Origin of the sequence: Rhodoferax sp. UBA5149 (genome assembly GCF_002413825.1) — a bacterium.
In the GTDB taxonomy this organism is placed as follows: domain Bacteria; phylum Pseudomonadota; class Gammaproteobacteria; order Burkholderiales; family Burkholderiaceae_C; genus Rhodoferax.
Map to the genome: position 1 here is coordinate 3,563 of NZ_DHXT01000101.1, position 7,000 is coordinate 10,562.

At 62.2% G+C, this 7,000-nt stretch carries 4 protein-coding genes and 1 pseudogene; 1 reads left to right on the top strand and 4 read right to left on the bottom strand.

Features of this window, described 5'->3' with window-relative positions; all coding sequences use genetic code 11:
- The coding region (locus B3V69_RS09060) for an alanine dehydrogenase (protein WP_296445796.1) at window positions 1–749 on the top strand (749 nt) is incomplete at its 5' end.
- A 49-nt stretch (window positions 750–798) separates the two neighbouring features.
- On the opposite strand, the gene B3V69_RS09065 is transcribed toward B3V69_RS09060, so the two are convergent.
- The 4 genes and pseudogenes from B3V69_RS09065 to B3V69_RS09080 all read right to left on the bottom strand — a co-directional run.
- Window positions 799–1,656 (bottom strand): hypothetical protein, encoded by an 858-nt coding sequence (locus tag B3V69_RS09065; protein WP_296445798.1) that lies wholly within the window; start codon window positions 1,654–1,656, stop codon window positions 799–801.
- Between the two features lie 59 nt (window positions 1,657–1,715).
- Complete coding sequence (locus tag B3V69_RS09070) at window positions 1,716–2,318, bottom strand: YceI family protein (RefSeq protein WP_296445800.1); 603 nt, start codon at window positions 2,316–2,318, stop codon at window positions 1,716–1,718.
- 180 nt (window positions 2,319–2,498) lie between these two features.
- The gene (locus B3V69_RS09075) at window positions 2,499–6,524 is read right to left on the bottom strand and encodes an EAL domain-containing protein (protein WP_296445802.1); all 4,026 of its coding nucleotides are present in this window, start codon (window positions 6,522–6,524) and stop codon (window positions 2,499–2,501) included.
- A 207-nt stretch (window positions 6,525–6,731) separates the two neighbouring features.
- Window positions 6,732–7,000 (bottom strand): annotated as a pseudogene (locus tag B3V69_RS09080) (Ni/Fe hydrogenase); the annotation flags it as partial.

Sequence of the window (7,000 nt, forward strand, 5' to 3'; positions counted from 1 at the left end):
CCGGCGGCGGTCTGCCGCTGCTGGCGCCCATGAGCGAAGTGGCCGGTCGCATGGCCGTGCAGGCCGGTGCCGCGCATCTGGAAAAATCCAAGGGCGGCATGGGCGTGTTGCTGGGCGGCGTGCCCGGTGTGCCCGCAGCGCATGTGGTGATCATTGGTGCCGGTGTCGTGGGCACGCACGCACTGCAAATGGCGGTCGGTATGGGCGCGCGGGTGACGGTGCTGGACAAAAGCGTGGACCGTCTGCGCCAGCTCGATCTGGTCTTTGGCAACCGCATCAACACCGTGTATTCCAACGCGCAAAGCGTGGAAGATGCGGTACTCGATGCCGATCTCGTCATCGGCGGCGTGCTGATCCCGGGCGCCGCGGCGCCAAAGCTGGTGACGCGCAGCATGATCTCGCGCATGAAAAACGGCGCCGTGGTGGTTGACGTGGCGATTGACCAGGGTGGCTGCTTCGAGACCTCGCACGCCACCACCCACACCGAGCCCACTTTTGTGGTGGATGGCGTGGTGCATTACTGCGTCGCCAACATGCCCGGCGCCGTGGCCCGCACCTCCACCTTTGCGCTCAACAACGCCACCATTGGCCACGCCGTCGCGCTGGCCGACAAGGGCTGGAAGCAGGCCCTCAAAGACAACCCGCACCTGAAGAACGGCTTGAACGTGGCCCATGGCCACGTCACGTATGAAGCGGTGGCCCTGGCCCTGGGCTACCCCTATGTGAGCGCCGACAGCTTGCTGGGCTAAGGTAGATAAACCGCTCGGACCCGCAATGCGGGCCCGAGCGGTTGACGGTTTAGTAGCCGCCTGACGCCTGGGCGGCCCGGATGGCCAGGCCAACCGTGGTGAGCACGGGAATCGCGGCCAAGGCGCCAGTCAATACCCACGAACCCACGCCACCGTGCCGCTGGCGCAGACGGTTGATCCCTGCCACCAGCGGATCGGCCAGCAGGCCGCCCACCAGCAGCAGCACATAGCCGAGCGCGAAGCCGGCATAAAAATAAGCGTTGGCCAGCAGCATCCCCAGCAGCAGGACCGCCAAGCCGGTTGCGGTCCCGGAAAACACCGTTCGCAGGCGTGGCATATTGAATGCCAGGCAGGCGACCAGCGTCATGGCCAGGGCACCGCTGAGCTGCCCGATCACCTGGCTGGCGTCGAGCATCAAGGCCAGGGCCGCGCCGCCAGCCACCACGGCCAGCACGGGCGCGGGCGTCGGCCGCTGTTTCACCGTGGCACCGAGGTAGGTCCAGGCAGCCCACATGAGCAGCGCGGTGGCGGCAATCGGGAGCACGGCCTTGGGCAAACCGCCGCTGGCAAGCGCCGGCCACGCGACCAGTGCGGCGCAGCCGACGGAAATGGCCAGGCGACCGACCTGGCGCATGGCGGCTGATCCGGCATTTTCCGTGGCCACCACCCCGGCACTGCCGAGCAACACGATCCATGGCAACCAGTCAAGCGACTGCTGCGGCGAAAAAGACCATTGCGCATGGTAAACCGCGACATAGGAGGCCAGAAAACCCAAGGACACCGCCACCAGTGGCGCCAGCCGGGCCAGGCGCGGCGTGCGCAGCATCAGCAGCGCCGCCAATGCCAGAACAAAGGGCAGCAGTGCACTCTGCAAAAACAGGGGGATGACAAATGACGGATTGGGCATGGCCGGTTCCTGGGACGACAAGCAACAGGCGACCCTCGGGCGGGCCGCCTGCAGTTCGCTTATTGCTTGGCTGCTTCGATGTTGATGTGCAGGTCGAGTTCGTCAGTGGTCGCCTGCGGAATGCCGTAGGTCATGCCGAAGTCGCTGCGCTTGATGGTCGAGGTGGCGACATAACCGACACGGGCTTCACCCTTCATGCCCAGGCCGCTGCCAATCTGCTTCAGTTTGAACGTCACGGGCTTGGTGACGCCATGCATCGTGAGATTGCCGCTGACACTACCATCTCCAGCCGGGCTGAGCGTCACCGCGGTTGAGACGAAGTTCAGGGTCGGAAACTGGACGGCGTTGAAGAAGTCAGGGCTCTTGATGTGCTTGTTCAGCGCTTCGCTTCGGGTATCGATGCTGTCGACCTTGACTTCCACTTTGATGTGGCTCTTTTCAGGCACGTCAACGACGAGGTCGCCGGCCATGTCGTTGAAGCGACCCATGAAACGGCTGATGCCACCAGCATGACCGATTTCGAAATAAGCGACCGAGTGAACCGGGTCGATCTTGTAATTGCCTGCCACTGGGGCGGCCGCAAAGGCCACGCCGGACAGGACCAGGCTGGCGAGCGCGAGGGCAGAAGACAGGGTGCGGCGAAAATTAACGGTGCATGACATGGTGGAGCTTCCTTGGAGTGGCTAAATGCCGGGTAAAAAGAGGGCTGCTATTGACAATCTTGAAATTGATTCAATGAAGTCAAGCCCTCGAATGGGGCAAAGTTTAGAGCTCAACTCGTGCAAACAGGTTCAATCGAATTGAAGCTTTAGTTCATTTTTTTCGAATGCATAGCGCCAGCGTCAAGTCCGCATCACAAGCGCCTCAAACTCCTGCAACGGCAGCGGGCGGCTAAACACGTACCCTTGATAGGCGTGGCAACCCTGGCCGGCCAGGAAGTTCCGCTGGGCCTCGGTTTCCACGCCTTCCGCGATGACCGCCAGCCCCAAACTATCAGCCAGGGCCACGACCATCTTGGCAATGGCGGCCTCGTTCGGGTCGACCAGGATGTCCCTGACGAAACCCTGGTCGATCTTGAGTTGATCCAGCGGCAGTCGCTTCAGGTAAGAGAGTGACGAATAACCCGTGCCAAAGTCGTCCAGCGAGAAGCCAACGCCTTTTTCCTTCAGGGCGTTCATCTTGGCGATGACGTCCTCCACATTGGAGACCAGCAAGCTCTCCGTCAACTCCAGCTTGAGCCGGTACGGGTTGGCGCCGGTCAGCGCCAGCACCGCCAGCACCTGATCGACAAAATCGCGCTGGTGAAACTGACGGGCGCTGACATTCACCGCAACCGTGAGATGGGCCATGTCCGCCCGGACAGCCCATAGCGTCAATTGGGCGCAGGCGGCCTCCAGCACCCAGCGACCCAATGGCAAGATCAGCCCGGTTTCCTCGGCCAGGGGAATGAACTCGGCCGGCGACACGATGCCGCGTTGCGGATGCTGCCAGCGGACCAGCGCTTCAACGCCCGTCAACTGGTGTTCACCGGTCACCTGGGCCTGGTAATGAAGCAGAAACTGGTTCTTCAGAACAGCCTCACGCAAGCCCGTCTCCAGCACGGCACGGGCCGTGACCACGGCCTGCATCTGTGGGTCAAAGAAACGCAAGGTGTTGCGGCCCGCGGCCTTGGCCTGGTACATGGCCAGATCGGCCCTCTTCATCGGCTCATCGATGCTTTCTTGATGGTCGGCGAACAGGGTGACGCCGATACTGGGGGTGCTGTGATGCGCATAACTGGCGAGCTGGTAGGTCTGATTGAGCGCGACGAGAATTTTTTCACCCACCGCCTCGGCCTGGGTCGCGGCATCCAGCGCGTTCTCACTCAGATCTTCCAGCATCACCACGAATTCGTCACCCCCGAGACGGGCCACGGTGTCGCCTTCGCGGATGCAGGTGCTCAGGCGCTTGGCGACCTGCTGCAGCAAAAGGTCGCCCTTGTCGTGGCCGAGTGTGTCGTTGAGGGTCTTGAAGTCATCGAGATCGACAAACAGCAGCGCCCCTTTGCGCTGGTGACGGGCGCCCGCGGCCATCGCTTGTTCCAGCCGGTCCATCAGGAGCCGCCGGTTGGGTAGGTGGGTCAAGGGGTCAAAGAAGGCCAGATTCTTGATCTCGTCCTCCGCCGTCTTACTCGACGTGATGTCGCTGAAGGTGGCAACGTAATGGGTCGTCAGGCCGGTATCATCTTTTACGGCGGTGATGGTGAGCCATTCGGGATAGACCTCGCCGTTCTTGCGTCGGTTCCAGATTTCGCCGCGCCACATGCCACTACGCTCGATGCTGTGCGTCATGGCCGCATAGAAAGCGGCATCGTGGCGACCCGCACTGAACAGGCGCGGATTGTGGCCGACGGCTTCTTGCGCTGTGTAGCCGGTGATCTCGGTGAACGCCTGGTTGACCTTCAGGATCACTCTGGCGGCATCGGTGACAAATATGCCTTCTTGCGACTCGAAGGCAGTGGCGGCGATGCGAAGCGCCGCGTCGGCTTGCTTGCGCGCCGTGATGTCCCGGCTGATACCGTGGTACCCGGTAATCGTGCCGTGCGCGTCACGCTCGGGGGTGGAGAGAATTTCCGTCCATATCTGTCGGCCGTCCTTGCAGCGTTGTTGGCCCTCGAAGGTCGCGGTGCCGGTCTTCAATCCGCGCTGTTCGGCGTCTTGCCGCTGCCGCAGTTTTTCCGTCAGGGCGACGACCCCGTCCGCGGTGAACTGTTCGGAAACATGGTGGCCGATCAGCTCATCAGCCCGGTAACCGCGCAGCCGCTCGTCCGCCGGGCTGATATAGGTAAAACGATGGTTGCTGTCCTGCTTCCAGACCACATCAGAGACATCCTCGGTCAGCAGGCGGTAGTGGGCCTCACTGTCTCGAAGCTTCTTTTCCGCCACACTTCTTTCAATGGCGATGCTGGCCAGATGAGCGGATTGCTCGATGGTGGCGAGGTCGGATGGGCCAGGCGTGTGCACTTCCCGGTGATAGATGGCAAAGGTGCCAATCACCTGGCCCGATGTGGCGCGAATCGGCTGCGACCAGCAGGCGCCCAAGCCGGCGCTGGCCGCGAGTTCTTTGTAGGGCGCCCAATAGGGATGCGTCGTGATATCGTCAACGATGACGCGCTCGCCGGTAAAGGCGGCCGTTCCACAAGAGCCCACCCCCAGGCCAATTTCAACACCGTCGATGGCCGCGTTGTAGAAATCAGGCAGGCTGGGCGCCGCACCCAGGCGAAGATGCCGGCCTTCACTATCGAGCACCAGGATGCTGCAAAGCGTTGCCGGATGGAGTTGCTCCACGCCCAGCACAATGGCTTCCAGAATGCCGGGGAGTGCCTCACCGCCAACCAGCAGTTCCAAAATACGACTTCGGAATTGTTCGTACTTCTCGGCTTGCTTGTGATCGGTGATGTCAGCGATCACGCCGACGAGCCCGCGCTCCTCTCCGCTGGCATCAATGAAACGCTGGCCCGTCAGGTGCCCCCAGAACTCGGTGTGGTCGGCGCGCCAATAAAGCCGCTCCAAATCGACGGACTCAATCGCGCTGGCCAACAAGGCCAGCATCTCCTGGCGCCCGAGCTCGCGTTCCGACGGATGAACCAGGGCCACATACTCAAGCCCTTCGAGCGCATCGAGAGACCAGCCAAACATCTCGGCCATGCGCCGGTTGGCCTGCGTGATACGCCCGGCCTTATCGACCATAAAGATGGCGACGCTGGACGTATCAAGGATTTGCTTGAGCAACGCCTCCCGCTGCCCCAGGGTTTCCAGCAAGCGATTGAAGCCGCCTATCAGTTGACCGATTTCATCCTGTCTGTCGATGGGCAAGGGTTGCGAGGGCTGCTGGGTATCCGACAGGATGGTCAGACTTCTCGCGGCCGCCAGCATCGGCGCCAGTTGGCGCCTTAGCATCCACCAGATCAGACCACCGGCCAGCAGGGTGAGGGAGATCGTGGCCAGCAGCATGCGCTGTTGCATGGCGCGAATCGGGGCAAAGGCTTCAGCGGTCGGCAGTACGGCGGCCAGGAACCAAGCCGCCACCGGCACCCGCTTGCCCGAGGCAAGTACTTCCACACCCACGGGGTTGACCAAAACGGAAGAACCCTCATAACCCTGAACATAACGGTCGAGCAAGGGGTTGATGCCGGGGGCCGGGAGCATTTCCATGGCGCGGCTTTTGTCGGTCGCGCTGACAATCAGCCGGTACTGCGTTGCGACCAGCACATAGCCACCGGTCTTGCCGTAAATGCCACCCGCAATCCGGTCCAGAAAATTGGGCTTGCCCAGGTCGTTCACCCCCGCCAGGGCACCGACCACTGTGCCCTGCGCATCGCGAATGGGCACCGTCATGCTGAAAACCGCTTCGTGCAGCTTGTCGCCCATGACCGGGCGGTTGATCGTCGATTTTCCTTCCTTGAGCGCAGCGGCTACGGCATCAGTGTCCCTGTCATTGACCCCGGTTCGCCGTACCGAAAATGGAACCTCGGCCAGCACCGTGCCATCAAGCCGGTAAGCGATGACGCCGGCGTTGAACAGCCCTTGAAGAACCGGGCGCACTTCCAGGAAAGTCTGCAATGCCGTCGTATTACCCAGAATGGCCGGGGCAGCCGTTCCGGCCATTTTTTCCAGCGCCCTCATGCGATCATCCAGCGCCTGATTGATCTCCGCGGCCAAAATAGAAACCGTCGAGAACTGCTGTTCGCCCAGCAGTCGCTGCATGTCCTTGCGCAACATCTGACTGGCGTAGTACGACAGCGACCAGAAACCCAGCAAGAAAATGGCCAGCGTGGTCAGTGTGATTCTGGTTTTGAGGGAGTGCCGCGGAAGGAACGTCGAAGTCATGTGGGTCTTAACGTCGAGAGTGGCGTTGGTCTTCCAGAATTGCCATGCTATTGGGCGTCCGCATGGTCAGGTTGTTCCTGCGCGCCAGTATACAGATGCCCGTTGTCAGCCTCTGGCGGGTCACTGATAGCCGTCGGCACCCCTACAATTTGCCAATGCCCTCAACATCGACGGCATCACGCTGCAACCCAACACGCTGGCCGCGGGCTAGAGCGTCGGCGCAGCCAGCCAGGCCTGGGCCCACTGCAGCGCGGCACCCAGGTGGGCCAGTGCGCTGGGGCTGGGCGGCTCGCCGAGTTCGAAACGCTCGCCACGAATCGCCAGCAGCGTGCAAGGCGGCGGCTCCTCGCCCCGCAGCTCGCGAAACACCTGCATCAGCGCCTGCGGGGACAGGGCGTGCGTGGTGAAGCTCGCGTCCCGCACCGCCCGCACGGGCGTGACCTCGAACGGTGCGCGGCAACTCAGGCTGGCATCGA

Excerpts from the sequence above, each read along its gene's own strand:
- B3V69_RS09070 (WP_296445800.1), bottom strand. The coding sequence starts at position 2,318 with ATGTCATGCACCGTTAATTTTCGCCGCACCCTGTCTTCTGCCCTCGCG.
- B3V69_RS09075 (WP_296445802.1), bottom strand. The coding sequence starts at position 6,524 with ATGACTTCGACGTTCCTTCCGCGGCACTCCCTCAAAACCAGAATCACA.
- B3V69_RS09065 (WP_296445798.1), bottom strand. The coding sequence starts at position 1,656 with ATGCCCAATCCGTCATTTGTCATCCCCCTGTTTTTGCAGAGTGCACTG.